General features: G+C 72.5%; 24 protein-coding genes and 1 pseudogene. 13 read left to right on the forward strand and 12 right to left on the reverse strand.

The features are described from left to right. The first annotated feature begins 64 nt into the window (after positions 1 to 64). The 4 genes from IE257_RS05105 (at position 65) to IE257_RS05120 (ending at position 3,868) form a co-directional block, all read left to right on the forward strand. Positions 65 to 1,303 (forward strand): mannosyltransferase family protein, encoded by a 1,239-nt coding sequence (locus IE257_RS05105; RefSeq protein ID WP_189965142.1) that lies wholly within the window; start codon positions 65 to 67, stop codon positions 1,301 to 1,303. Positions 1,304 to 1,426: 123 nt separating this feature from the next. Beyond that, complete coding sequence (locus tag IE257_RS05110; protein ID WP_229920132.1) at positions 1,427 to 2,662, forward strand: serine hydrolase domain-containing protein; 1,236 nt, start codon at positions 1,427 to 1,429, stop codon at positions 2,660 to 2,662. Positions 2,663 to 2,729: 67 nt separating this feature from the next. Then, entirely contained in the window at positions 2,730 to 2,960 is a 231-nt protein-coding gene (locus IE257_RS05115; RefSeq protein WP_189965144.1) for an antitoxin MazE7, read from the forward strand. Positions 2,961 to 3,037: 77 nt separating this feature from the next. Next, positions 3,038 to 3,868, forward strand: a complete 831-nt coding sequence (locus tag IE257_RS05120) for a class I SAM-dependent methyltransferase (protein WP_189965146.1) — start codon at positions 3,038 to 3,040, stop codon at positions 3,866 to 3,868. A 31-nt stretch (positions 3,869 to 3,899) separates the two neighbouring features. On the opposite strand, the gene IE257_RS05125 is transcribed toward IE257_RS05120, so the two are convergent. Beyond that, on the reverse strand, positions 3,900 to 4,859 hold the full coding sequence (locus tag IE257_RS05125; protein WP_189965148.1) for a LysR family transcriptional regulator: 960 nt from the start codon (positions 4,857 to 4,859) through the stop codon (positions 3,900 to 3,902). Positions 4,860 to 5,043: 184 nt separating this feature from the next. Between IE257_RS05125 and IE257_RS05130 the strand changes: the two genes are divergently transcribed. Continuing rightward, positions 5,044 to 8,517: a M28 family peptidase gene (locus IE257_RS05130; RefSeq protein ID WP_189966154.1), complete on the forward strand. Its 3,474-nt coding sequence runs from the start codon at positions 5,044 to 5,046 to the stop codon at positions 8,515 to 8,517. 164 nt (positions 8,518 to 8,681) lie between these two features. On the opposite strand, the gene IE257_RS05135 is transcribed toward IE257_RS05130, so the two are convergent. After that, positions 8,682 to 8,960, reverse strand: a complete 279-nt coding sequence (locus tag IE257_RS05135) for a hypothetical protein (RefSeq protein ID WP_052871489.1) — start codon at positions 8,958 to 8,960, stop codon at positions 8,682 to 8,684. A 96-nt stretch (positions 8,961 to 9,056) separates the two neighbouring features. Between IE257_RS05135 and IE257_RS05140 the strand changes: the two genes are divergently transcribed. Continuing rightward, the gene (locus tag IE257_RS05140; RefSeq protein ID WP_189965150.1) at positions 9,057 to 9,446 is read left to right on the forward strand and encodes a response regulator; all 390 of its coding nucleotides are present in this window, start codon (positions 9,057 to 9,059) and stop codon (positions 9,444 to 9,446) included. A 304-nt stretch (positions 9,447 to 9,750) separates the two neighbouring features. Continuing rightward, a complete protein-coding gene (locus tag IE257_RS05145; protein ID WP_189965152.1) occupies positions 9,751 to 10,401 on the forward strand; it encodes a DUF4360 domain-containing protein in 651 nt (216 codons plus the stop codon). On the opposite strand, the gene cynR is transcribed toward IE257_RS05145, so the two are convergent. Further along, positions 10,368 to 11,336, reverse strand: coding sequence for a transcriptional regulator CynR (gene cynR, locus IE257_RS05150; RefSeq protein WP_189965154.1), 969 nt, complete (start codon positions 11,334 to 11,336; stop codon positions 10,368 to 10,370). The two genes, IE257_RS05145 and cynR, sit on opposite strands and share 34 nt — an antisense overlap. 124 nt (positions 11,337 to 11,460) lie before the next feature. On the opposite strand from cynR, the gene IE257_RS05155 reads away from it, so the two are divergent. Beyond that, positions 11,461 to 12,075: a carbonic anhydrase gene (locus IE257_RS05155; RefSeq protein WP_229920133.1), complete on the forward strand. Its 615-nt coding sequence runs from the start codon at positions 11,461 to 11,463 to the stop codon at positions 12,073 to 12,075. Between the two features lie 72 nt (positions 12,076 to 12,147). Continuing rightward, on the forward strand, positions 12,148 to 12,618 hold the full coding sequence (cynS, locus tag IE257_RS05160) for a cyanase (RefSeq protein ID WP_189965155.1): 471 nt from the start codon (positions 12,148 to 12,150) through the stop codon (positions 12,616 to 12,618). 13 nt (positions 12,619 to 12,631) lie between these two features. On the opposite strand, the gene IE257_RS05165 is transcribed toward cynS, so the two are convergent. The 3 genes from IE257_RS05165 to IE257_RS05175 all read right to left on the reverse strand — a co-directional run bounded on the left by IE257_RS05165 (position 12,632) and on the right by IE257_RS05175 (position 15,487). Next, positions 12,632 to 13,909, reverse strand: coding sequence for a tryptophan 2,3-dioxygenase family protein (locus IE257_RS05165; RefSeq protein ID WP_189965157.1), 1,278 nt, complete (start codon positions 13,907 to 13,909; stop codon positions 12,632 to 12,634). Between the two features lie 326 nt (positions 13,910 to 14,235). Next, a complete protein-coding gene (locus IE257_RS05170; protein WP_189965159.1) occupies positions 14,236 to 14,646 on the reverse strand; it encodes a rodlin in 411 nt (136 codons plus the stop codon). Between the two features lie 94 nt (positions 14,647 to 14,740). Further along, positions 14,741 to 15,487 carry a class I SAM-dependent methyltransferase gene (locus IE257_RS05175; RefSeq protein ID WP_189965161.1) on the reverse strand — a complete coding sequence of 249 codons (747 nt, stop codon included), beginning with the start codon at positions 15,485 to 15,487 and terminating at the stop codon, positions 14,741 to 14,743. On the opposite strand from IE257_RS05175, the gene IE257_RS05180 reads away from it, so the two are divergent. Continuing rightward, positions 15,486 to 17,054: an AMP-binding protein gene (locus tag IE257_RS05180; RefSeq protein ID WP_189965163.1), complete on the forward strand. Its 1,569-nt coding sequence runs from the start codon at positions 15,486 to 15,488 to the stop codon at positions 17,052 to 17,054. The two genes, IE257_RS05175 and IE257_RS05180, sit on opposite strands and share 2 nt — an antisense overlap. Before the next feature lie 19 nt (positions 17,055 to 17,073). Here IE257_RS05180 and IE257_RS05185 read toward each other — a convergent pair whose 3' ends face one another. From IE257_RS05185 to IE257_RS05200, 4 genes are all read right to left on the reverse strand, one after another. After that, a complete protein-coding gene (locus tag IE257_RS05185; protein WP_189965165.1) occupies positions 17,074 to 18,234 on the reverse strand; it encodes a serine hydrolase domain-containing protein in 1,161 nt (386 codons plus the stop codon). Positions 18,235 to 18,385: 151 nt separating this feature from the next. Then, positions 18,386 to 18,568, reverse strand: a complete 183-nt coding sequence (locus IE257_RS05190) for a hypothetical protein (protein ID WP_189965167.1) — start codon at positions 18,566 to 18,568, stop codon at positions 18,386 to 18,388. A gap of 79 nt (positions 18,569 to 18,647) precedes the next feature. Further along, complete coding sequence (locus tag IE257_RS05195) at positions 18,648 to 19,970, reverse strand: RNA polymerase sigma factor (RefSeq protein WP_229920134.1); 1,323 nt, start codon at positions 19,968 to 19,970, stop codon at positions 18,648 to 18,650. Then, positions 19,964 to 20,386: a YciI family protein gene (locus IE257_RS05200; RefSeq protein ID WP_189965169.1), complete on the reverse strand. Its 423-nt coding sequence runs from the start codon at positions 20,384 to 20,386 to the stop codon at positions 19,964 to 19,966. Before IE257_RS05200 ends, IE257_RS05195 begins: the two co-directional genes overlap by 7 nt. A gap of 167 nt (positions 20,387 to 20,553) precedes the next feature. On the opposite strand from IE257_RS05200, the gene IE257_RS05205 reads away from it, so the two are divergent. Continuing rightward, positions 20,554 to 20,985, forward strand: coding sequence for a GNAT family N-acetyltransferase (locus IE257_RS05205; protein ID WP_189965171.1), 432 nt, complete (start codon positions 20,554 to 20,556; stop codon positions 20,983 to 20,985). A gap of 155 nt (positions 20,986 to 21,140) precedes the next feature. Beyond that, positions 21,141 to 21,863, forward strand: coding sequence for a hypothetical protein (locus IE257_RS05210; RefSeq protein ID WP_189965173.1), 723 nt, complete (start codon positions 21,141 to 21,143; stop codon positions 21,861 to 21,863). A 9-nt stretch (positions 21,864 to 21,872) separates the two neighbouring features. Here the strand turns inward: IE257_RS05210 and IE257_RS05215 are convergent, their stop codons facing one another. Further along, entirely contained in the window at positions 21,873 to 22,109 is a 237-nt protein-coding gene (locus IE257_RS05215) for a hypothetical protein (protein ID WP_189965174.1), read from the reverse strand. A 78-nt stretch (positions 22,110 to 22,187) separates the two neighbouring features. Further along, positions 22,188 to 22,850 (reverse strand): lysophospholipid acyltransferase family protein, encoded by a 663-nt coding sequence (locus tag IE257_RS05220; RefSeq protein ID WP_189965176.1) that lies wholly within the window; start codon positions 22,848 to 22,850, stop codon positions 22,188 to 22,190. 218 nt (positions 22,851 to 23,068) lie between these two features. On the opposite strand from IE257_RS05220, the pseudogene IE257_RS05225 reads away from it, so the two are divergent. Next, positions 23,069 to 23,660 (forward strand): annotated as a pseudogene (locus IE257_RS05225) (hypothetical protein); the annotation flags it as partial.

Below are 23,660 nucleotides of genomic sequence, written 5' to 3' on the forward strand. Positions count from 1 at the left end.
CGGACACCGGCCCGCACCACGGCCGGTGACTCCGCACGCCTTCAGACGGCCAGGAGATCCCGATATGCCTGTTTCCACCCCCAGCCGGCCGGCCGAGCTTCCCGACTCGTCCACGACTCGGCCGCCCGTGCGCGACACCCTCGGCCGCCCCGGCCGTGCCCGCCCGGCGCTCCTGCGACTGGACCCGGGCGACCGCGAGGTGCTGTGGCTCTACCTGCTGACCCGGATCGGCATCTGGGCCACCGCCGGCGCCGTCGGGTGGCTGTTCCCGAGCAGCAGCGAGACCCGCCGGGCCGCTTCGCCGCTCTCGGCCTGGCAGCAATGGGACTGGTGGCACTACCTCCACATAGCCCAGGACGGCTACTTCCCCGACCTGGCCGGACCCTGGACTGCGGGCTGGGACAACCGGGAGGCGTTCCTGCCCGGCTTCCCCCTCGCCCTGCGCGCCGTCCACACCGTCGTCCCCCACTGGGCCGCGGCCGGCGCGCTGATCTCCTTCCTCTCGGGAGGCGTCGCCGTCCTGGCCCTCGCCCGCATCGCCCGCCACCACCTGCCCGACCTCGACGCGGGCCGCCGCGCGGTGGCGTTCCTGCTGCTCTCGCCGTGCGCCGTGTTCCTCGCCGCGGGCTACACCGAGGCCCTCTTCCTCGCCCTGGCGCTGCCCGCCTGGCTGGCGGCGCAGCGCCGGAACTGGCCTGCGGCCGCGGTGCTGGCCTGCCTGGCCTGCTCGGTCCGCATCACCGGCCTGTTCCTCGCGGCCGCCCTCGTCCTCCACTTCGTCCTGACCGCCCGCAGCCGCCGCGCCTGGCGCGCGGCCCCGTGGCTGTTGCTGCCCGCCCTCGCGCCGCTCCTCTACAGCTGGTACCTGCAGACGCGGACCGGGGACTGGATGGCCTGGAAGCACGCCCAGGAACGTGGCTGGTACCGGGACTTCCACGCGCCGTGGGAGGCCTGGGCGAACACCTGGCAGGCCGGGTTCGGGCACACCCAGGCCACCGGGTACGCGCTGATGTGGCAGGCAGAACTCCTGGCCATGCTGGTCGGCGTCGTACTCCTGGCCCTGCTGGTACGGGCGCGCCGCTGGCCCGAGGCCCTGTACATCGGCCTCACCCTGTGGGCCCTGGGCACCTCCTACTGGTACACCTCCGTGCCCCGCTCCACCCTGCTGTGGTGGCCGCTGTGGATCGCCCTGGCCTCCTGGAGCCAGCGGCGCCCCCGGATCCAGACCGCCTACCTGTACGTCGTGGGTCCGCTCTCGGCCGTGGTCGCCCTCACCTTCCTCACGGGCCGCTGGGCCGGCTGAGCCGTCCCTTCCGGATCTGCGCGCAAGGCGACGGGTGTTACGCCGGCTGGCCCAACCCGGCCGGCGGGCGTTCCATCGAAGGGTGGGCCTCGTCCCGAGGGCTCTTCGCGGCAGGAGATCACCATGACCGGAGTCATGACCGCGCACCCGGGCCGCGCCCGGACGGCTCTGCTGTGCGCCACCGCGCTGCTCGGCACCGTCCTGCCGGCCGGCGGCGCATGGGCGGCGACCGGCGCGGGGTCCGCGCCCGCGTCCTGCGCGGCGTCCCCGGCGCCCTCGGGCGGCGAAGCCGCGCAGATCATGGACATCGCCAGGACGGCCCAGAAGGAACTGGATCTGAACGCCGTCGTACTGCGGGTCACGCGCGACGGGCGGGAAGTCGTCACGGGCGCGCTGGGCGAGTCGATGACGGGGGTCCCGGCCACGGCGGACATGCACTTCCGGGCCGGTTCGGTCGCCATCGTCTACATGGGCATCGCCATGCTGCAACTGGTCGAGGACGGCAAGGCCGCCCTCGACGACCCGATCTCGCGCTGGCTTCCCGATGCCCCGCACGCCGACCGGATCACCCTGCGCATGCTCGGCGCCTCCACCTCGGGCCTGCGCGACTACGTGCCGGACCCGAAGTTCGTCGCCGCCCTGTACGCGGACCCGTTCCGTCAGTGGACTCCCGCCGAGCTGGTGGGCATCTCCGCCGCCCACCCCCTCTGGTACGAGCCGGGGTCGAGCTGGAGCTACTCGCACGCGAACTTCGTACTCCTCGGGCAGGCCCTGGAGAAGATCGCCGGTATGCCGCTGGCCAAGGTGATCGAACAGCAGATCACGGGATCCGCCGGCCTGGACAACACGGTCAACAGCTTCACGCCGCAGATCGAGGAGCCCGTCCTGCACTCCTTCGACGCGGAGCGCGGCAGGTACGAGGAGTCCACCTTCTGGAATCCCTCCTGGACCACCGCCCCCGGCGCGGTCCTGACCACCCACATCTGCGACCTGGCCCGCTCGGCCGAGGCCGTGGGCAGCGGCGAGCTCCTCTCGCCGCAGAGCTTCAAGGTCCAGCTCGACCCGGGCACCGTGGGCCTCGGCGGCAACACCCCCGGCTGCCCGGCCAAGGACTGCTTCCGCCAGCTTCCGGCCCGGCACTTCGGCTACGGCGTGATCGTCCAGAACGGCTGGATCCAGTCGAACCCCTCGTTCGCGGGGTACGCGGCCATCCAGGCGTACCTCCCGAGCGAGCGCCTCGCCATCGCGGTCTCCACCACCGTGGGGCCCAAGGCCCCGGGGGACAACACGGCGCAGACCATCGCCGGTCGCATCGCCGAGGTCCTGGCGCCCGGGAACTCGCTGATGGGCAAGAACTGACGGCCCTTCTCCCGGCCTGGCTCCCGAACGGGCCCCCACCAGGTCACCGGGCGGCCATACTCGGAGCATGGCCGACACCACCACCGTCGAGGTCGACACCGATGTGCACGACCGCCTCGCCGTGCTCGCCGCGGACCGCGGGCTGAGCCTGCGCGCGTACCTCGCCGAACTCGCCACCACCCAGGAGAACGAGGCCGCACGCACGCGCGCCGCACGGGCTTTCGAGCGGGCTCTGGAGCGGCCCGGCTTCCGCGAGGGGTTCGCGCGCGACTTCGGCGGCCCGGCGCCCCGCGACTGAAGCCGCCGAGGGGCCGGGACCGCGGATCGTCCCTATGCTCGGAGAAGGGGTTGCTCCGAGCCTGGAGGACGGCTGTCATGACCGAGGCGAGCGATGCGGCCCAGGCGGACCGCACCCTGAAGGCCCGGCACCGCGCGATGTGGGCGCTGGGCGACTACCAGTCGGTGGCCTCGCACGTCATTCCGGATCTGGGTGCCGTGCTCGTGAAGGAGTGCGGCGTCCAGCGCGGTGACCGGGTGCTCGACATCGCGGCGGGCTCGGGGAACGCCGCCATTCCGGCCGCCCTGGCCGGGGCCGATGTGATCGCGTCCGACCTCACCCCGGAGCTGCTGGAGATCGGCCGGCACCTGGCCGCCGTACGCGACGCCCGCCTGGAGTGGCGGGAGGCGGACGCCGAGCACCTGCCCTTCGCGGACGGCGAGTTCGACGTCGTGATGTCCTGCGTCGGCATCATGTTCGCCCCTCACCACCTGGCCGCCGCCGAGGAGATGCTGCGCGTCTGCCGTTCGGGCGGCACGGTCGGGCTGATCAACTGGACCCCGCAGGGGTTCGTGGGCCAGCTGTTCGCCACCATGAAGCCTTACGCTCCCGCGCCGCCGCCCGGCGTCCAGCCGCCCCCGCTGTGGGGCGACGAGGAACACGTGCACGAGCTGCTCGGTGACGCGGTGACCGACGTGGAGGCCCGCCGCCGGACGGTCCGTGTGGACCGCTTCACGGGACCCACGGACTTCCGGGAGTTCTTCAAGGCCTGCTACGGGCCCACCGTCGCCGTCTACCGGGCCGTCGGCGACGATCCGGACCTGGTCGCCGAGCTGGACGCGGCGCTCGACGGGCTGGCCGCCGAGCACACCGTGGACGGGGTCATGGAGTGGGAGTACCTGCTGCTGACGGCCCACCGCCGCGGCTGATCCACCGATCCGCCCCGCGCATCACCGCCGGTCAGTCGAGGGCCGGATGCACTTCCGGGTGGGCGTCCCACCACTCCTTGTGGAAGGGGTTGTTGTCCACGTTGGCCAGGTAGGCGCGGGCCGCGGCCCGGTAGAGCAGTTCCGCCTGCCCGGCGGAGAGCGCCGCACGGCTCCAGGCGAGACGGATGCGGCCCATGATGGGGGTGCCGACGAGCGGGCGCATCACCGTCCCCTCCCCCGGCGGGGCCGTCGGCTGGGTGAGGGCGACCGCGCGGCCTGCCGCAATCAGGTCGTGCTGCATTTTGCGGTCGGTGATCCGGTAACGCAGTGAGGGGCTGAATCCGGCCTTCGCGCAGGCCGTGACGAGGGCCTCGGGGCCGCCGTCGTCGTCCTCGACCAGGGTCATCCACGACTCCCCGGCCAGGTCGGCCAGTTCTATGCGGTCCTGAGCCGCGAGCGGGTGCCGTGCGGACAGCCGGATGCAGAACGGCTCCTTCGGGATCAGCGTCCGGGCCAGGGTTCCCTCCGGCAGCGGCACCTCGTGGTCGTTGACCTCCCCGTACACGATGGCGTCGTAGCGCCCGGCGCCGAGCATCCGCGCCAGTACGGTGACGGAGTCCTCCAGGTCCACGGCGATCTCCCGGCCCGACATGGACAGGTCGGTCTGGGCGAGGAGGCCGTCGAGCAGGACGAGCATGATGCAGCCCAGGCGCAGCGGGCTGCCGGCCGCAATCGCGCGCGCCTCCGCCCCCAGCGCGTCCATCTCGCTGAGCACGCGACGGGCTTTGGCCAGCACGAACTGACCCAGCGCCGTGGGTTCCACCCCGCTGCGGCCCCGGAAGAACAGCTCGCCCCCGGTGACCCGTTCGATGCGGCGCAGCTGGGCGGAGAGTGCGGGCTGGGACACCCCGAGCCGCCGCGCCGCGCCCCCCAGGCTGCCCGCCTCCGCAATCCGGCAGACGGCTTGCAGATGCCTCAACTCCAGCTGCATCCGGGCAGCGTACGAGCCGGACCGCCGCGGCACCATAACGCGGACCTTATGCCTGCCGGGATGTCCCAATCTCGTCATGTTCACGCTCATACTCGGCCGCGAACGAGCACTCATCCCCACCCCCCACCCCCCACGATCGGAGTGGACGTTGCATCCCAGCAGATGGACGGCGGCCGTGGCAGCGATGGCGCTGACCGCGAGCCTCGCCGGCGCCCTCGCCGGGACGGCATCGGCGGCGCAGCAGGCGCAGCCCTCCCCGTCCCAGAAGGACACACCCGTCGCACGCGCGGTCGCGGCCGCCGACCAGGCCGTCGACAGCGGTCTCGACTCCCTGGTCAACTCCGCCCAGGAACAGTACGAACGGCGCCTCGTCACCCCCTGGGTGAAGGACCTCTATTCCGTCTCGTACGAACGCAGCTACCGCGGCCTGCCGGTCGTCGGCGGCGACGCGGTCGTCCTTGCGGACGGCAGCGGCAAGGTGCGTGCGCTCCAGTCCGCCTCCTCCGTGCGCATCGACGTCTCCACCAGGGCGTCGGTCTCCGCGAAGGACGCCGAGTCCACCTCCCGGGCCAGGCTGGTCTCGGTCGACAAGGTCGAGAGCAGCCGGCTCGTCGTCCGCCTCGAGGACGACAAGCCGGTACTGGCCTGGGAGACCGTGCTGAGCGGCCGTACGAAGACCGCGCCCAGCAGGCTGCACGTCTTCGTGGACGCGCGGACCGGCGCCTTCGTCGACAGCTACGACGAGGTGGTCGCGGGCACCGGCAACAGCAAGTGGAACGGGCCGGGCCCGCTCACCATCGACACCACCAACTCGGGCTCCACGTACACGCTTCGCGACCCGAACCGGACCGGCCTGAGCTGCGCGGACTACAGCACCGGCACGGTCTTCACGAAGTCCTCCGACTCCTGGGGCACCGGCAACCCCACGAGCAAGGAGACCGGCTGCGTGGACCTGATGTTCGCCGCGCAGAAGCAGTGGGACATGCTCTCGCAGTGGCTGGGCCGCAACGGCATCAGCGGCAACGGGCGCAGCTTCCCCGCCAAGGTGGGCCTGAGCGACCTCAACGCCTACTGGGACGGCAGCTCGGTCACCATCGGGCGCAACAGCGCCAACGAGTGGATCGCCGGTGTGGACGTGGTGGCCCACGAGTACGGGCACGCCATCGACTCGAACACCCCCGGTGGCACCAGCGGCCAGGAGGCCGGGCTCGGCGAGGGCACCGGTGACATCTTCGGCGCGCTGACCGAGGCCTTCATCAACCAGCCGGCCCCGTACGACACTCCGGACTACACGGTCGGCGAGGTCATCAACCTCCAGGGCCGGGGGCCGATCCGGAACATGTACAACCCGCCGGCCGTCAACAACGACCCGGCCTGCTACAGCTCCGCGATACCCGGCACCGAGGTACACGCCGCGGCCGGACCCCTGAACCACTGGTTCTACCTGCTGGCCGAGGGCACCAACCCGGGCGGCGGCAAGCCGAACAGCAGCACCTGCAACGGCACCACGCTCACCGGTGTGGGCGCACAGAACGCCGGCAAGATCTTCTACGGCGGCATGCTCCTCAAGACCAGCAGCATGTCCTACAAGAAGTACCGTACGGCGACGCTGAGTTCCGCCAAGTCGCTGGACGCCACCTGCGACCTCTTCAACAAGACCAAGGCCGCGTGGGACGGCATCAGCGTGCCCGCCCAGGCCGCCGACCCGACCTGCACCCCGAGCGGTCAGAACAACGACTTCTCGATGTCGTTGAACCCGTCGTCGGGCACCGTCCAGCAGGGCGCCTCCGTCACCACCACGGTCGGCACCGCGGTCACCACCGGGACCGCCCAGTCGGTGACGCTGACCGCGTCCGGCGTGCCGGCCGGTGTGAGCGCCTCCTTCAATCCGGCCACCGTGCAGTCCGGCCAGTCCTCGGTGCTGACCCTGACCGCCACCGCCAATGCGGCGCCCGGCGCGTCCACCGTCGTCGTCAAGGGCCAGGGCACGACCCTCTCCCACACGGTCGACTACTCACTCAACGTCGGCGGAACCCAGCCCGGCAACGACCCGCCGGACATCAACGTCGCCAACGTGCAGGCGCACCTGACCCAGTTCGGCACGATCGCGAGCCAGAACGGCGGCAACCGCCGTGCGGGCAGCGCCGGCTACACCCAGTCGCTGGCGTATGTGAAGGGCAAGCTGCAGGCGGCCGGTTACACCGTCACCGAGCAGAACTGCTCCTCCTGCACCTACCCCTCGAACAACCTGATCGCAGACTGGCCGGGCGGTCCCGCCGACCAAACCGTCATGTTCGGCGCGCACCTCGACGGCGTCTCGGCCGGCCCCGGTATCAACGACAACGGATCCGGCTCCGCGACCCTGCTGGAGAACGCCCTCGTCCTCGCCCAGAAGAACCCGACGATGACCAAGCACGTGCGTTTCGCCTGGTGGACCGACGAGGAGCAGGGCCTCAACGGCTCCCGCTTCTACGTCAACCAGCTGACCAGCGCGCAGCGCAGCGCCATCAAGGGCTACTACAACTTCGACATGGTCGGGTCCACCAACGGCGGCTACTTCATCAACAACGTCAACTCCGTCACCGCCGCCCCGCTCAAGGCGTACTGGACCTCGCTGAACCTGGCGCCCGAGGAGAACACCGAGGGCCAGGGCCGCAGCGACGACTACTCCTTCCAGCAGGCCGGCATCCCCACCTCCGGCTACGCGGCCGGCGCCAGCGCCCGTAAGGCCTCGGCGCAGGCCACGAAGTGGGGCGGCACCGCCAACGCCGCCTACGACCCCTGCTACCACAGCTCCTGCGACACGACGAACAACATCAACGCCACGGTGCTGAACCGCAGCGCCGACGGCGTCGCCTACGCCGTCTGGAAGCAGGCCGTCGGCGGTGAGACGCCCGCGCAGGACTTCTCCATCGGCGTCAGCCCGTCCGCGGGCAGCGCGGCCCCCGGCGGTTCCACCTCCGCGACGGTCAATACCTCGACCGTGAGCGGCGCCGCCCAGACCGTCGCCCTCTCCGTCTCCGGCGCGCCGGCCGGGGTGACCGCGACGCTCAGCCCGACCTCCGTCCAGTCCGGCAGCTCCTCGGCGCTGTCCGTCCAGGTCGGCGCGAGCACCGCGCCCGGCACCTACACCCTGACGATCACCGGTTCCGGCACCGTCAGCCACACCACCACCTACACGCTCACCGTCACCGGTGGCGGCACTTGCACCCCCCGCCAGTTGGTGGTCAACGGCGGCTTCGAGAACGGTGCCACCCCGTGGAGCGCGACCACGGGCGTCATCACCAACCAGTCCGGCCAGACCCCGCACGGCGGCAGCTACAAGGCCTGGCTGAACGGGTACGGGTCCACCCACACGGACAGCGCCTCCCAGACGCTGGCCATCCCGTCGGGCTGCTCCACGTACCGGCTCGGCTTCTTCCTCCACATCGACACGGACGAGAGCGAGAACGTCGTCTACGACCGCTTCACCGTCTCGGTGGGCGGCCAGACGCTGGAGACCCTGTCCAACCTGAACGCGAACTCCGGCTACGTGGAGAAGTCCTACGACCTCTCGCAGTTCGCCGGCCAGAGCGTCACCCTGAAGTTCAACGGCACGGAGGACCAGTCCCTCCAGACCTCCTTCGTCGTGGACGACGTCACCGTCCAGGTGAGCTGACGCCACCTGAGCGCCCGCCCCGCACAAGCCCGGCCCGGCCCCCGCACCGCGGGGACCGGGCCGGGCCCGTTCGTGCCGTGTCCACCGTGCACGCGGCAGCGCCGGCCGGCTCCCGGCCGACATCGAGGACGGCCGGCTCCTCCGGTTGCGCCCCGGGCGCCCGCTCAGCGGCCGCCGCGCCCCCGCTCGGGAGCGATCATGGCGATCAGCCCGTAGTCGAGCTCCGCGCCGTCCACGAGGAGGGCCTCGACCGTGCGCGTGCTCGGGTCGATGTCGGCCTCCACGCCCTGCCCGCGGTAGCGGGGGTACCCCGTGGCACCCTGCTCGCCGGTCGCCTCGACCACGGCCGACCGCAAGGCCCGGTCCGCCGCGGACTCCCCGCGCAGGTTCTGAATGTGGTCGGGCACCAGCAGGATCTCGAAGCTCTGCGGCTCTGTGCTCATGGATCGACGCTACCGGATGAGGTGCCCCGGAGCGGGCGTGCACACGCCCCGCCTCGTAGGCTCTGCGGGACCCCCACACGGATGAAGAGGCACGACATGAGCGGCGACACCCCGAGCAGGATCCTCCTCGTGGCGAAGGAGACCACCCTGCGGGGCCTGCTGGAGCGCCTTCTCGTGGCCCGGGGGTTCGTCGTGGTCGACGGCGGGAGCGGGCGGGACACCGTTGCCCTGCTGGGCAGTGCCGGCCCGATCGCCCTGGTGATCTGCGAGCGCACCGGGCCGGGCCTGGACGAGGTGGCGCTGTTCGAGGAGATCCGCCGGCACCCCGAGCACGGCCGGGTGCCGATCCTCGCGCTGCCGCCCGCGGATCCGGAGTGCACCGTGCACGCACTGGAGGCCGGTGTGAGCGACTGTCTCGCGAAGCCGTTCCATCCCGCGGAGTTCGTGGCCCGCGTCGAGCGACTGGCCGGGCCGGCCGCGGCCTGATTCCGCTCTTCGGCCCCCGGCCCGCCGTCCGGATCCGGCCGGTCCGGGCCGGGGAGTGCGATTGGCCGGAGATCGCCCTGGTCGGGCCCGCCCGGGGTTCCTACGATTCGGGCACCCGGTCTTCACCGACCGGGAGTTGTCAGGGCCATGCCCAGATTCCCCTTCCTGGGCCTGCCCCGTTCCACCCTGCACACCGGTCTGTGACGACCCGGCCCCGCTCTGGCCGGCCGCACCCCCCACCCTCCGGTGCACAGGCATGCCCGCCTGCGCACCGCCCGGTACCGAAGCAGTGGATTGGAGAACCATGTCCGGTGGATTCCTCGTGAGCGGCGCGATCGGCGCCCTGCTCACCGCCACCCTCCCCACGCACACCACCCCCTCCACCATCGTGGACCCGCCGCCCGACCGCATCGTGATCGAAGTCGCCACGGTCAACGGATCCGGGTGTCCCAAGGACACCGCCGAGGTCGCCGTGTCCCAGGACAACACCGCGTTCACCGTGACCTACAGCCAGTACCTCGCACAGGTCGGCGGCGGCGCCCCGCCCACCGCGGCGCGCAAGAACTGCCAGCTCAGCCTGATCGTGCACGTGCCCCACGGCTTCACCTACGCGATCGCCAGCGCGGACTACCGCGGCTACGCCTCGCTCGCGCCGGGCGCGAAGGCCACCGAGAAGGCCTCGTACTACTTCCAGGGCTCGCCGGACACCGCCGCCCGCACCCACAACTTCAGCGGGCCGCAGGAGGACAACTGGCAGGCCACCGACGTGACCGACTGGGCTCAACTGGTCTGGGCGCCGTGCGGGGTCCAGCGGAACTTCAACATCAACACCGAGCTGCGCGTCACCAGAGGCACCTCGTCCCCCTCGTCCACCAGCTACATGACGATGGACTCCACCGACGGCAGCATCAACACCATCTATCACCTGGCCTGGAGGGAGTGCCCCGGCAAGTGATCCGCCCCGGCCGCCTCCCCCTGCGTCTGCGCGCGCAGCGGGGGGCGGTACCCGCGCTCCCGGACCAGGCGGGCGGTGAGCTCGGTGAAGGCACGGGCCGCGGCGCTCTCGTACGCGCCCTCCCGGCGCAGCAGCGTGACCGTTCGGGACGGGAGGGCTGGGTCCAGCGGTACGGGGCGCAGGTACGGGTGGTCGTGGGCGACGGCGTCGGGCAGCACGGTGGCCAACGTGGTGCGCCGGACGATCTCGGTGAGGGCGTGCACGGAATTGGCCTCGACCGCGATGTGCGGCCGGACGCCGTGGGCGGCGAGGTAGCCGTCGACGTGCTCGCGGGTGGCGAAGTCCCCGCTGAGCAGAGCGAGTCGGCGCGTCGCGAGGTCGCGTACGGGCAGCGGGCCCCGGCCCGGCTCCGCGTCCGCGGCGGCGACCAGGCCGAGGGTCTCGATGAACAGCGGGGTCGCCGCGATCCCCGGCAGGTGCGCCCCCTCGAAGGCGAGCCCGAGGTCGTGGTCGTCGGCGAGCAGGCCGGCTTCGATCCGGTCCTGCGCCATTTCCCGGACCTCCAGGGTGATTCCGGGATGCGCGCTCTGCAGCCCGGCGACGAGCGGGCCGACGAGGTACGCGGTGAAGGTGGGGGTCAGCGCGAGGCGCAGATGGCCGCGGGAGAGATCGGCCAGGTCCATCACGGCGCGCTCGGCGGCGGCCAGGTCCCGTAGGGCACCGCGCGCGTGGTGGACGTACGTCGCACCGGCGTCGGTGAGCCGCACGGCGCGGCCGCTGCGGTCCAACAGCTGGACACCGACGGTGCGTTCGAGCTGCTTCACCTGCTGCGACAGGGTGGGCTGGGAGATCCGCAGCTCTTCGGCGGCGCGGGTGAAGCTGCCGTGTTCGGCGACGGCAATCAGATAGCGCAGATGACGCAGTTCCAGAGCCATGGACACGACTATAGATGACATCGATGGAAGACATGGATATTGCGTCTTGGACACAATAGATGCAGGTCATGCATGGTGGAACACGTCAAGCCCCGCACGGGGCACATCCCAGGAGGGAGTGACCATGCAGACCCTGCAGACCATGCCCGGACCGCACGATCTCGCGGACGGCGTCGGACGTTTCCAGCGCGAGGTGTTTCCGGCCAAGGCGGAGCTCTTCGCCCACCTGGCCGAGGTGCACCGGCCGTCGACCCTGTTCATCGGGTGTTCGGACGCCCGCGTGGTGCCGGAACTGATCACCCAGAGCGAGCCGGGCGAGCTGTTCGTCGTCCGCACCGCGGGAAATCTCGTCCCCGCCCACGCACCGGGCGCGGACGGAGTGGCGGCCAGTATCGAGTACGCCGTCGCCGTCCTCGGCGTCACCGGCATCGTCGTGTGCGGGCACTCCGCATGCGGGGCGATGACCGCCCTGGCCGAGGGCACCGACCTGAGCGGCGCCGCCTCCGTCGCGGGCTGGCTGCGCCATGCGGACGCCTCGGTGGCCCGTACGGCGGGTGGCGCCGGCCCCGAACGGGTGTCCGCCCTGGTGCGCGAGAACGTACGCGCCCAGCTCGCGAATCTGGCCACCCACCCCTCGGTCGCCCGCGCACAGGCCGCGGGGACCCTCACCCTGCACGGCTGGGTCTACGACATCCGCTCCGGCGGTGTGACGGAGGTAGGCCCCACCACGGGCGCCTGACCCCACCCCGTCCCACTTCTCTCTCCCCTCTTTTCCCTCCCCCTCCCCCTCCCCTTCCCGAAGGACACCTTCATGCTGCACGCCCAGTTCGACCCCGCCGCCCGCCAGGCCCTGGCCGTCACCGCCGTCGACGCGAAGACCCGCAAGGACCTCTCCTGGCAGCAGCTGGCCGACGCGGCCGACCTCTCGGTCGCCTTCGTCACCGCCGCCCTGCTGGGTCAGCACGCCCTGCCCGAGGCCGCCGCCAAGGCGGTCGCCGAACTGCTGGACCTGGACGAGGACGCAGTACGGCTCCTGCAGACGGTCCCGACCCGCGGGTCCGTCCCCGGCGGCATCCCGACCGATCCGACGATCTACCGCTTCCACGAGATGCTTCAGGTCTACGGGACCACGCTGAAGGCACTGGTCCACGAGCAGTTCGGGGACGGCATCATCAGCGCGATCAACTTCAAGCTGGACGTCAGGAAGGTCGCCGACCCCGAGGGCGGTGAGCGCGCCGTCATCACCCTGGACGGCAAGTACCTCCCGACCCGCCCCTTCTGACCTTCCCCCGGGCTCACTCCCCCGTGCCGGTCGCAGCCGTCGGGCACCCCGCTCGGCGCTGCTCGCCGAGCTGCCAGAACAGTCGGTTGTCCAGGCACTCGGCCAGGTAGGGGACGCCCGCGGTGTATCCCGATCCGTGCACGTCGCCGAGCATGCGCGCGGCAAGGCTCCGATGGGTCGACTTCCAGCGCTGGTGCCGCTCCTCCAGGCCGCCGAGCGCGGATCGGAAGTGGTTCCACTCGGCCTCGGTGAACCGGGCCGAGCGGCGGAGGTCGAGGTAGGCCCGGACCACCGTGTCATGGCCGTCGCCCTCGGCCTCGGCCCGTACGGCGGGGACGTTCGTGAAGGCTTCCGACCGCAGCCGCGGGGCGGTCGGAAGGCCGCACAGGATCTCGAAGCGCTTGTACTGTTCCGACTGGATCGCGCTGGCGCCCTGGGTGAACTGCCGGAAGGCGGAGAAGTGCCCGGGGCGCATGGTGGCGACCATCCGGAACAGCGCCGAGGCTCGGTCGAAGAGACCGGCCGCGCGCTCCACATGGCCGGCCGCCGCCTCCAGGCGGCCGTCGCGCAGCGCCCCGATCGCCTCCCGTACGTCCGCCGCGATCGCCGTGAAGATCATTTCGTGGGCCTGGAGCGCCCGGATGAAGAAGTACTCGTCGTGCAGCACGTACACGGGCTGCACCGTCACGTCGAACCAGTGGGCCGCCTCCGTGCCGGTGGGCCGGGGAAGCCGGTCGGCGACCTCCGCCCAGCGGGACCAGGGGACGTGGCCCGCCCGGGACACCAGGTCGTCGGCGCCCGGTACGCCGAGGTCGTGCGCGACGAACCGCAGGGCGTGGCGCAGCCGCTTGCGCAGGGTGACCGGGTCCGGCGGGTCCCGGTCCACGGAACCCTCGGGCTCCATGGACGGGGCGTCCATCCGGGTCTCGAAGCGTATGACGTCGGCTATGAGCAGCGTGGCCATCCGGTTCGGATCCGGCGCGCCCTCCGGATCGTCCGACGGGTCCAGGAGGAGCTCCAGCAGCGGCAGGGAGAGGTAGGTCCGATTCCAGTAGCGCCCCTCGTGCTTGTCGAGCATGCAATCGAGGAAGGCCTGGAGAAGGGGCCGCCGGTCCACGGCATGGCGGTCGTGGATGTCGCCGAGTCGGTGGAGGAGGGGCTGCGGAAGGAAGTGCTTTCCGGTGCGCCTTACCTCTTCCGTGACGGTGCGGGCCAGGTGGAGGCCGTCCAGTGCTCCGTGCACGTGCCCGGAGGCCGCCCAGCGGTCCACCTCTGCGAATTCCGCGTTCATCTCCACTCGCCCTCCTGGGCCTGATGGGCCTCGCCCCGTCCGGGTGAAGCAGGAGGTTCCAGTGGGCATGATCGAACCACCGCGCGTCATGGCTCGAACATTCGTGTCTTGACAGGACCGCGCGGAACGCACAGAGCCCCCTGGCCCGGTCGGGCAGGGGGCTCTGCGGCGTACGGCGGTCGGTGCCCACTTCGGCGGCCGATCGGGCCGCCGCGCGCCGGTGGAGGAGATGGATCCGTGGAACTGCGGATCCGGGTGGAACAAGCCGGGGCCCCGTGGGCACTCGCGCAGGCGTCGGAGGCCCCGGCTCGCACAAGGGGACCGCGTCAGCTGCCGGCCGAGACGTTGCCCGACAGGACCGGGATGTTGGAGAGGATGTGCGAGAGCGGCTCGTCGCCCTTGGCCTGGGTCGAGTTCTCGGTGCACTGCTGGTTCTGCGGGTTGGACAGGACGTTGATGTCCTGGACCCCGACATTGATCAGGGCGAGGATCGACTGGGCATTGACCTTCGCCGGCAGGCCGATGCAGGGCTTGTTCAGGGTGCCCTGGACCAGGCCGAGCTGCGGGCTCAGGTCACCGGTGGTCTTCTGGTTGCCGTACGCCTGCACAGCACCGTTGCCGTTGACGGTGTTGATCCCGTTGTCGTTGCCGATGGCCATGGCCGGGGCGGCCATGGCCGCGCCCGCGCCGACGATCGACGCGGTGGCGGCGGCGGTGGCCATGAACTTCTTGATCATCAGTGGTCCTTCTGTCGCACGAGTGCACGGTGATAAGCACCTTGATCAACGGCCGGGGCGACCGCAGGTTGCGCTGCTTCACCCGAACAGCCCCCTACCTCGTCTCACGGCCCCGAACGGCCACACTCAGCTCGACGACGTAGTGCTCCTCCACCCAGCCGTCCGGGAACCGCCTTATGAGCAGGGCGCGTTCGTCCTCCAGGAAGGCGTCCGTACCGGGCTCGCCGATGAGGAAGAGGGAGTGCGTGGACAGTTTGGCCAGATGCGTGTCGACCGGGACGCGACGCGACCACGGCAGGCGGCGGTCGGTGAACCGCAGCCCCTCCTGCGAGAGGGCGCGCTCGTTGATGTACCAGCCCGGGCCGAACCGCTCCTCGATCCGGTTCTGCTGATCCGCGATCCAGCCGACCTCCACGTCCGGGTCGTTCTGCCAGACCGCCAGCGCCCCGCCGGGGCGCAGCACGCGCAGAGCCTCGGGCACGGCGTGGGCCGGGTCGGTCCAGTGCCAGGACTGCGCGTACGTCAACAGGTCCAGGCAGCCGGAGGCCAGCGGCAGCCTGTTGCCGTCCGCACGGACCAGCGGCGTGTGGGGGTTGCGGCGCCGGAACTCCTGCGCCATGCCCTCCCCCGGCTCCACGCCGACCACCCGGGCCCCCCGCGCCTCCAGAAGGGCAGTGGCGATCCCCGTCCCCGCGCCGACGTCGGCGACCCGTGCCCCGGCCAGCGCAAAGCCGGCCATCTCCGCCAGCGTGTCGAAGAGCTCGGGCGGGTACGCGGGGCGGTGGGCGGCGTAGCGTGCGGCCGCGGAACTGAAGGAACGAGCACGGGATTCGTTCGTCATGGCGTCCATCATGCCGGTGTCCCGGAGCGGCGCGGAGAGGCAGTCCCACATGGCGGCCGCGCGGTATGTCACCTCCCTGGTAGGGGCGTTGGAGCGGTACGCCGGTCGGCCCGCGCTCGGCGCCGGTCCGGTCGTCCTGGAGTTCCAGGAGGTGCTGGACGCGGCCGGCCGGCTGGCCGGCGTGCTCTCCGGGGCGGGGATCGGGCGCGGCTCCGGACTGGCCTGTGTCACGGGCTCGAACCGGCCGGAAGTCCTGCCGGTACGGATCGCCGCGCACCTGCTGGGCGCTCGGCTGACCCAGGTACTCGCCGGACCGGCCCTGTACGGGCTGGAGTTCATCCTGCGGGACTGCCGCCCGGACCTGGTCGTGCACGACGTACCGGCGCCCGACACCGGGGCGCCCCGGCTCGGCCTGGACCTGCTGCTCCGCCGGGCCGCCGACCACGCGCCGGGGGAGGTCTGCGTACGGGCCCGGGAGGACGACGTCGCACGGGTGACGTACACGGGCGGGACCACGGGCCGGCCCAAAGGGGTGGCTTCCACCTTCGGTGCGATGGCCGCGCGCAACTCCGTACGTCCCGCGGCGTGGGCCGAATCGGTGTACCTGTCGGTCACTTCTCTGGCGCAGCGGTCGGGCGGGCGGTGCCTGGAGCAGTGGCGGGCCGGGGGCCGCGTGGAGATCCTCGATCCGTTCGCGCCCGGGGAGTTCGCGGCGGCCTGCCGGCGCCTGGCGCCGGTGGCCACGTACCTGACGACCTCGATGGTGTACCGGCTGCTGGACGACCCGGCGACCGCCCACGGGGTACCCGGGCTGGAGGCGGTCTCCTACGGCGATTCGCCCGTCCACCCCGAACGGCTGCGGGAGGCGGTGACCCGCTGGGGCGGCCGCTGGCGCCAGGGCTACGCCACGAACGAGGCGGCGGTGATCTGCCGGCTCACCCCCGACGACCACGATGCGGCGGTGTCGGGGCGTCCTGAGCTGCTGGCGTCGGTGGGTCGGCCCGTCGCGGGGGTGGAGGTCGAGGTGCGCGACGGCCGGGGCGCGGCGGTCGCGACCGGCCGGACGGGCGAGGTGTGGATCCGCTCGGCGGCGATGATGACCGGGTACTGGGGCCGGCCCCGGCTGACGGCCGAGGTGCTGCGGGACGGCTGGCTGCGGACGGGGGACGTGGGGCACCTCGGTGCGGACGGCTACCTGTACCTGGACGACCGGGTCCACGACGTGGTGATGGTGCACGGGGACAACGTGTACTGCGTGCCCGTGGAGGCCGCGCTCGCCCGGCATCCCGCGGTCGCGCAGGCCGTGGTGGTGGGCCGGCACAGCGACCTCACCGGCGAGGAGGTGTGCGCCTTCCTGGTGCCCGCGGCGGGCTGCGAACCGAGTACCGCGCAGGCTGCCGGGGCCTGTGACCTGGTGGAGAAGGATCTCTCCCCGGCGCACCGGCCCACCGTGGTGTTCTGGGAACGGGCGATCCCACTCACCGCCCGGGGCAAGCCGGACAAGCGCAGACTGCGGGAACGGGCGGCGCGCGCCGCGCACGGGCGGCCTGATCGGCAGGACACCTAGGCAGGCCGTCTCTTTCGGCCTACAGGCCGGGGCGGGCGGCGGCGTAGGTCCAGAACTCCCGCATCACCTCGGGCGAGGCCGGGCCGGTCAGCTCCCGCTGGGTGAGCAGCAGGGTGACCGTCCCGGTGGCAGGGACGATGTGGGCGGCGGTGCCGGTGCCGCCGATCCAGCCGTACCGGCCCGGGACGTTCCAGGGGTCGAGGCGGGCCACGTCGACCGAACCGCCGAACCCCCAGCCCTGGCCCTCCAGGAACAGTGCGCCCGCCGCGCGCTGCGGCGCGGTGAGGTGGTCGGTGGTCATCTGCCGTACCGAGTCCGCCGCGAGCAGCCGCCCGCCCCCGTACGAGCCTCCCGCGAGCAGCATCCGGAAGAAGGCGTGCAGGTCGTCGACGGTGGAGACCAGCCCACCCGCGCCGGAGGGAAAGGAGGGGAGGGTGCTCCACTGGCCGTCGGGCGCGTCGACGAGCTCCAGGGACGCGCCGTCGGGGGCGGCCCGGTAGTAGCTCGTGAAGCGGTGGAGCTGCCCCGGCGGAACGGCGAACGCGGTGTCCCGCATGCCGAGCGGCTCGAAGACGCGCTCGGCGAGCACGTCCTGGAAGGGCTGTCCGGTCGCTCGGGCGATCAGCACCCCGAGAATGTCGGAGCAGGTGTTGTAGAGCCACGCCTCGCCGGGCTGGTACAGGAGCGGAATCCGTCCGAGGGCCGCCATCCACGCGTCCGGCGCCGCCACGTCCCGGGGCCGCGGCGGCCCCTGCTTCAGCTCTGCGAACAGCGGGGCAACGGCGGGCAGCGAGAAGTCGGCGGGAAAGCCGTACCCCGCGCGGAAGGTGAGGAGGTCGGCGACGGTGATCGGGCGGCCGGCGGGTACCACGTCGTCGAGCGGTGCGGACGGGGTACGGACGACCGTCGGCTCGGCGAGTTCCGGCAGCCAGCGGGCCACCGGGACGTCGAGGGCGAGCAGCCCGTCCTCGACGAGCATCATGGTGGCCGCGGCGGTCACGGGCTTGGTGACGGAGGCGACGCGGAAGAGCGAGTCGCGGGCCATGGGCGCAGTGCCGGCCGAGTCGAGGGAGCCGACTGCGGCGACCTCCACCTCTTGGCCGTGGGCCACCAGGGCCACGGCGCCGGCCAGTGATCCGGCACCGACCTGGGTCTCCAGCAGGCTGTGCAGGTCGCTCATGGTCCACCTTCTCCTCCGCGCGGATGCTCGTAGGGAAGACTGCCGCCGACCGTGGAATTCATCGGTGCGACACGACCGGGGCGGGGCGGGACCGGGCGGGGCGGGACCAGGCTGGGCTGAGCCGGGCGGCCGGGCCGTGCGGCCGGGCGCGCTACGCCGCCGGCACCACCGACGCGCGTATCGCCGAGGCCCACTCGCCCAGCAGGGCGGCGTGGCGGATCCGCTCCGCGTCGGAGAGGCGCCCGTCGGCGCGCGCGAAGAGGCAGCGGATGTCGGCGTTGATCTCGGCGAGGGAGCGTTCGGGGACCGGGTGGTCGTGAGGGGTCGGGTTCACGTGATCAAGAGTAGGGGCCAGGTACGACAACGGTGGACCGTGTCCGTCATGCGGACGCCCGTACCGGGGTCGTAGCGGGTCATTGCGCGAGGCGGGCGGCCCGGAACCGTAGGTAGCGGCGCTCCGGAAGGCTGAGGGTGAGACCGGCGGCCTTCGCGTAGGCGGCGCGCGCGGCGGGCCGGTCACCGGCCATCTCCAGCAGGTGGGCCCGTACGGCCTCCAGGCGGTGGTGGCCGGCCAGGCGCTCGTCCTCGTCCAGGCGCGCGAGCAGGGCCAGGGCCCGCCGCGGCCCGTGCACCATGGCCACCGCGACCGCGTGCCCCAGGCGCTCCACCGGGCCGGGGACCAGGCGGATCAAGAGCTCGTACAGGGCGAGGATCTCCACCCAGTCGGTGTCCTGGTCGCTCGCCGCTTCGTCGTGCACGGCCGCGATCGCGGCCCGCAGCTGGTACGGGCCGAGCGGGGTGCGCGTGAGGGCGTCGGTGACCAGGGCGACTCCCTCGGTGATGGCTGCGCGGTCCCAGCGCGTGCGGTCCTGCTCGGCGAGGGGGATCAGGCTGCCGTCGGGTGCGGTGCGGGCCGCGCGGCGGGCGTCGGTGAGCAGCATCAGGGCCAGCAGGCCGGCCACCTCTCCGTCTGTCGGGAGCAGGGCGTGGACGGCGCGGGTGAGCCGGATCGCCTCGCTGGCGAGGTCGGCGCGCTGCAGGTCCCCGCCCGAGGTGGCGGTGTAGCCCTCGTTGAAGATCAGGTACAGCACGTGGAGCACGTCGGAGAGCCGCTCGGCGTGGTCCCGGGCCTGCTCCGGGTCGGACCCTTCGGACCCCTCGGACCCGTAGGACCTGCTGTCGGGTCCGACGGGCCCGATGCCGAAGGGCGCTTCCGAGGCCTTGATGCGCCGCTTCGCCCGACTGATCCGCTGCGCCATCGTGGCCTCGGGCACCAGGAGGGCGCGGGCGATCTCGGCGGTGGTGAGACCTCCGACGGCGCGCAGGGTCAGGGCGATCCGGCCGGCGGGGGCCAGCTCGGCCCGGCAGCACAGGAAGAGCAGGGCTAGCGTGTCGTCCTCGGCGGGGCCGCGCCCCTCCCCCGGCGGCGGAGCCACGAACTCGTCGCGCGGGGTCAGCGCGGCGGCCGTCTCCTCGCGGCGCCTGCGGGCCTCCTCGCTGCGCAACTGGTCCGTGAGCCGTCGCGAGGCCACACGGATCAGCCAGCCGCGCGGATTGGCCGGGCGGCCCTCCTCGGGCCACTGCCGGGTGGCGGCCAGCAGCGCCTCCTGTACGGCGTCCTCGGCGGCGTCGAAGTGCCCGTAGCGGCGGACGAGCGCGCCGAGGACCTGCGGCGCCAGCCGGCGCAGCAGGTCCTCGCCCGCGGGCGCGGGTCCGGGGTCGGGGGTGGTCAGCACACCTCGGTCCCACCCGAGCGGCTGTCGACGGGGTGGACGACGACCGGGTAGTTGGGAGCGCCGGCCGGGACCGGGCAGGCGTAGGCACGGGCGGCGATCTCGGCGGCGCGGTCGAAGTCCGCGACGTCGACGATCCAGTACCCGGCGAGCACCTCCTTGGCCTCCCCGTACGGCCCGTCGGAGATCACGGGGCTGCCGTCGGGGGCCGCGGTGACCAGCCGGGCGTGGCGGGGGTCGGCCAGGCCCTGCCCGTCGACCCACTCGCCCGACTCGGCGAGGTCGTCGTTGAGGGCGCCCATGTAGTCGAACATCGCCTTGAGGTCCGCCTCGGACCATGCGGGGCTGTCGCTGTTCGCGGCGCCGCCCATGGCGTCGTAGTCGGCCTGCTTCCCGAGAACCATCAGCATGTACTTCATGGGGTGCCACTCCTTCGGTTCTGCGCCGCGGCTCCGGGACCGGGATTTCGATCGGGAGCCTCTCGTACGGGTACGTCGGAGCCGTCCTTCCCATTTCGACACGTCGGCCGCGACCGCGCGACGCCTTCGCCCGGAGGCCATCCCGTACCGCCCAGTACGCTCATCGCATGAAGATCATCGACCTTGAGCCCGGCGACGGGCGGCTCACTGCCGACCTGCTCCCCGTGCTGCTCGAACTCCGTCCCCACCTCACCGAGGAGCTCTTCCTCCGGATCCTCACGGAGGCACAGGGCCAGGGACTGCGCTTCACCGCGGCGTACGACGGGAACGGCGTGTGCGTGGGAGCCGCCGGCTGGCGGATCGTCGTCAACACCGCCAGTGTCCGATCGCTCTACGTCGACGACCTGGTCACCGCGGGCGCCGCCCGTTCCACCGGGGTGGGACACGCGCTGCTCGGGCACCTGGAGCGGCACGCGCTGACCGCGGGCTGCACCGCCCTCACCCTGGAATCCGGCACCCAGCGCACCGACGCGCACCGCTTCTACTTCCGCGAGCGGATGGCCGTGACCGCCTTCGCCTTCGAGAAGCCGCTCCCCTGAGAAAGGCGCGGGTATGGCCCGGTCCGGGTGGGTCCGGACCGGTCCGGGCGGGCGCCGTGACCGAACCGTCGTCGCGTCGAGGCGTGATCGACCTCGTCGCAGGGGGCGTCACCTTGCTAGCTTCCTGCCCACGCCGACCCCGGAGGACCGATCTCATGCCCGCATCCCGAGGCCCCCGCAGGGCCCTGAGCGCGGCTGCCGTGGCCGCCGTCCTGCTGGCGGGCGCCACCGGGTGCGAGGACGAGGCGGCCGAGCACCCGGTGGCGGCCTCCGTTTCCCCCTCCGTCGCGGCATCCGTGCCGGCGTCGGCCGATGCGTCGGCCTCCGCCTCGGGCTCGGCTGTGGCCTCCGCCTCGGTGCCCGCCTCCGCCTCGCCGTCGGCCCCTGCCTCCCCGCCGGGCCCGACCCGGGCCGCGACGCCGCCCCCCGCCCCGACGCGTCTCACGGTCGCGGTCGACACCCGGGGCGGGCGGCTGGCCCTCGTACGGGGCGGCGCCCCGCAGGAGTTCACCGTCACCCTGCGCAACGGCAACACCGCCGAGTACCGGCACCTGCTGGTCGCCCTCCAGATGGAGATCCTGGTCGGCGAGCCCGGCACGCCGCAGGGCAGCGGGCCGGGCTTCCGGCTGGAGCGCCTCGACCCGGCCTCGGGCAGCTGGCGCCCGGCCGACCTCCGCATCGCCAATGACGCCAAACCGCCGTCCCAGTTCACCGGCGGCAGCCCGCTCGCCCGTGAGGCCGTCCGCGTCGAGCGCTACCGGCTGCGCGCGACGGCCGGCGGACCCACGGGCAGCAGCCCGGTCGTGGTGTCCGTCATCGACACGGACACCGACCACGAGGTCGCGGCCCATGCGGTCCTCGGCCACAGCACCGGCTAGGCCCACGGCCTAAGGGGTGGTCCAGGTGAACTTGCCGCCGCCGATCCACCGGACCACGTCCAGGTCGTCGAGGTCGTGAATCACGATCCCTGCCTCCGCGGCGATCAGCAGCACGTCCGTCATGGACATCGCCCTGCCGATGAACTCGCCGTCGACTTCCACGATGCGGAAGGGTGGGTTTGCGGGTTGCACCCCCAGGACGGTGATCCGCGCCGGGGACTCGTAAGGTGCCGAGCTTTCGGTCATGCGGAGACGGTCGCACGCCGTGGCCGGTGTCGGGCTCGGCGACACGTCCCTGAGCTCCGATCGGCTGCCCGACATGCCTCACGCCGTGCCCGCATCCACCTCCCCGAGGGCGGTGGCGGCGGTCCGCCAGGCGGCGGTGACCGCCTGGCGGGCACGGTCCGTCGCCTCCGGAACGCGGTCGGGCAGGTGCAGCGCCGAGCCGATGTGGACGTGGAAGCAGGGCCTGCGCAGAGGGGCGGTGACGACTCCGGCGAGCTGCTTGGCGCTGCCCCCGGAACAGAGGCGTCGGGCACCCGCCTGCCCGACGGGCACGACGGGGGCTCCCGTCGCGGCGGCGAGCCGGGCCAGGCCGCTTCGGAACGGCCCCGGAGCCGTCTCGCCGGCGTCGCGGCGTACGGGCAGCCCGCCTTCGCCGTAGAGCAGGACGCTGCGCCCCGAGGCGAGGGCGACCGCAGCGGCATCGAGGGAGTCTGCCGCGCGGGCGGTACCGCGGTGGACGGCGATATGACCCTCGCGGCGCAGGGCGGGACCGAGCAGCGGTACGCGCCACAGGCCGCTGGTGGCCAGGATGACCGGCTCGATCCCGTACCGGCGCAGGGCGGCGACCACGACGGCCGGGTCGGCGAGGGAGGTGTGGTTGGCGACCAGGATGGCGCCCGGGGCGGTCCGCACCCCGGGGTCGGCGGTGACGGTCAGCCGCCCGAAGGCGGGTACGAGGGCGGCGGCGATTCGGCTGAGCATGGACGGCCCCGTTCGGATGGTGTGGTGCGATGTGGCCCATGGTCGGCCAGTGGGGCGGGCGGGGTCATGAGTAGGCGTACTCAGCGAATATGACCGAACGGTCACAAGATCCAGCGCGCGGAACGGGTGACCCGACGGGGGCATCTACCAGTGCGGCGAGGCCCCGTCGGGTCTCGCCGCATGTATCGGCACGGTGTGAGCAGCAAGGCGGGGCTGGGATGAAGGCGGTAACGGTGGCGGGCGGTTCCTCGGACGACCCGGAGATCGAGGCGGAGACCCCCGTCCGGAAGGCGGAAGCCGAACCGACGGACCCCGCGGACGCGCTCGAGAGCGCCGAGGCGGCGGCTGCCGGTGCTACTCGGCCCGAGGCCGGAACCGACGCCCGGCCCAAGGCCGAAGCCGGCCCCGAGGCGGAGCCCCGGGACGAGGCCGCGAATGCGCGGGAGGCCGAGGCGGAGTCCCGGGACGAGGCCGACGCACACACCGACGCCGGGCCCGCCGCGAACCCCCGCGGCGAAGCCGAACCCGATGACGAGGCACACTCCGACGCCGAGCCGAAGACCCGGGCCGAGGCTGCCCATCAGCCTGGCGTCGACGACGCGCGCGCGACCGAGGCGGAGACCGGCAGCGAAGCTGCACTCGCCGAGGCCCAGCCGGAGGCGAAGGTCGCTCCCGACGCCGGGACGAACGCGCAGGCCGAGCCCGGGCAGTCCGGGACCGCGGGCGAGGCGACGGCCGAGCTCGGGGCCGGTCGGCCCGAGGCCGAGCCCGAGGCCGCCGCACCCAAGGCCCACGTCGGCCCCCGAACCG

It is taken from the genome of Streptomyces avidinii (genome assembly GCF_014650695.1).
GTDB classification, from domain to species: domain Bacteria; phylum Actinomycetota; class Actinomycetes; order Streptomycetales; family Streptomycetaceae; genus Streptomyces; species Streptomyces avidinii.

Bases quoted from the DNA above. Each gene is read 5' to 3' on its own strand.
- IE257_RS05105 (WP_189965142.1), top strand. From the start codon at position 65: ATGCCTGTTTCCACCCCCAGCCGGCCGGCCGAGCTTCCCGACTCGTCC.
- IE257_RS05110 (WP_229920132.1), top strand. From the start codon at position 1,427: ATGACCGGAGTCATGACCGCGCACCCGGGCCGCGCCCGGACGGCTCTG.
- IE257_RS05115 (WP_189965144.1), top strand. From the start codon at position 2,730: ATGGCCGACACCACCACCGTCGAGGTCGACACCGATGTGCACGACCGC.
- IE257_RS05120 (WP_189965146.1), top strand. From the start codon at position 3,038: ATGACCGAGGCGAGCGATGCGGCCCAGGCGGACCGCACCCTGAAGGCC.
- IE257_RS05125 (WP_189965148.1), bottom strand. From the start codon at position 4,859: ATGCAGCTGGAGTTGAGGCATCTGCAAGCCGTCTGCCGGATTGCGGAG.
- IE257_RS05130 (WP_189966154.1), top strand. From the start codon at position 5,044: ATGGCGCTGACCGCGAGCCTCGCCGGCGCCCTCGCCGGGACGGCATCG.
- IE257_RS05135 (WP_052871489.1), bottom strand. From the start codon at position 8,960: ATGAGCACAGAGCCGCAGAGCTTCGAGATCCTGCTGGTGCCCGACCAC.
- IE257_RS05140 (WP_189965150.1), top strand. From the start codon at position 9,057: ATGAGCGGCGACACCCCGAGCAGGATCCTCCTCGTGGCGAAGGAGACC.
- IE257_RS05145 (WP_189965152.1), top strand. From the start codon at position 9,751: ATGTCCGGTGGATTCCTCGTGAGCGGCGCGATCGGCGCCCTGCTCACC.
- cynR (WP_189965154.1), bottom strand. From the start codon at position 11,336: ATGGCTCTGGAACTGCGTCATCTGCGCTATCTGATTGCCGTCGCCGAA.
- IE257_RS05155 (WP_229920133.1), top strand. From the start codon at position 11,461: ATGCAGACCCTGCAGACCATGCCCGGACCGCACGATCTCGCGGACGGC.
- cynS (WP_189965155.1), top strand. From the start codon at position 12,148: ATGCTGCACGCCCAGTTCGACCCCGCCGCCCGCCAGGCCCTGGCCGTC.
- IE257_RS05165 (WP_189965157.1), bottom strand. From the start codon at position 13,909: ATGAACGCGGAATTCGCAGAGGTGGACCGCTGGGCGGCCTCCGGGCAC.
- IE257_RS05170 (WP_189965159.1), bottom strand. From the start codon at position 14,646: ATGATCAAGAAGTTCATGGCCACCGCCGCCGCCACCGCGTCGATCGTC.
- IE257_RS05180 (WP_189965163.1), top strand. From the start codon at position 15,486: ATGGCGTCCATCATGCCGGTGTCCCGGAGCGGCGCGGAGAGGCAGTCC.
- IE257_RS05175 (WP_189965161.1), bottom strand. From the start codon at position 15,487: ATGACGAACGAATCCCGTGCTCGTTCCTTCAGTTCCGCGGCCGCACGC.
- IE257_RS05185 (WP_189965165.1), bottom strand. From the start codon at position 18,234: ATGAGCGACCTGCACAGCCTGCTGGAGACCCAGGTCGGTGCCGGATCA.
- IE257_RS05200 (WP_189965169.1), bottom strand. From the start codon at position 20,386: ATGAAGTACATGCTGATGGTTCTCGGGAAGCAGGCCGACTACGACGCC.
- IE257_RS05205 (WP_189965171.1), top strand. From the start codon at position 20,554: ATGAAGATCATCGACCTTGAGCCCGGCGACGGGCGGCTCACTGCCGAC.
- IE257_RS05210 (WP_189965173.1), top strand. From the start codon at position 21,141: ATGCCCGCATCCCGAGGCCCCCGCAGGGCCCTGAGCGCGGCTGCCGTG.
- IE257_RS05215 (WP_189965174.1), bottom strand. From the start codon at position 22,109: ATGACCGAAAGCTCGGCACCTTACGAGTCCCCGGCGCGGATCACCGTC.
- IE257_RS05220 (WP_189965176.1), bottom strand. From the start codon at position 22,850: ATGCTCAGCCGAATCGCCGCCGCCCTCGTACCCGCCTTCGGGCGGCTG.